General features: G+C 61.5%; 1 protein-coding gene. It reads left to right on the top strand.

Features of this window, described 5'->3' with window-relative positions; genetic code table 11:
* A partial coding sequence (locus tag ABWU78_RS20940; RefSeq protein WP_439159400.1) for an AAA family ATPase occupies nucleotides 1–400 on the top strand: 400 nt, incomplete at both ends.

Raw genomic sequence — 400 nt, 5'->3', positions numbered from 1 at the left:
TGATCGGTCCGACGGGGACGGGTAAGACGTATCTGGCGCAGACGTTGGCGCGGATGTTGAACGTGCCGTTCGCGATCGCGGACGCGACGGCGCTCACCGAGGCGGGGTATGTCGGTGAGGACGTGGAGAACATTCTGTTGAAGCTGGTGCAGGCGGCGGACTTCGACGTGAAGAAGGCTGAGACGGGGATCATCTATATCGATGAGATCGACAAGGTGGCTCGCAAGGCGGAGAACCCGTCGATCACGCGTGATGTGTCGGGTGAGGGTGTGCAGCAGGCGTTGTTGAAGATCATCGAGGGTACGAGCGCGTCGGTGCCGCCGCAGGGTGGTCGTAAGCATCCGCATCAGGAGTTCATCCAGGTGGACACGTCGAACGTGTTGTTCATCGTGGCGGGGGC

Source organism: Cellulosimicrobium sp. CpK407 (assembly GCF_051844275.1).
Classification (GTDB): Bacteria; Actinomycetota; Actinomycetes; order Actinomycetales; family Cellulomonadaceae; genus Cellulosimicrobium; species Cellulosimicrobium cellulans_G.
The sequence above is the reverse complement of the archived record's forward strand: the minus strand, read 5'-3'. Positions and strand labels throughout refer to the sequence as shown.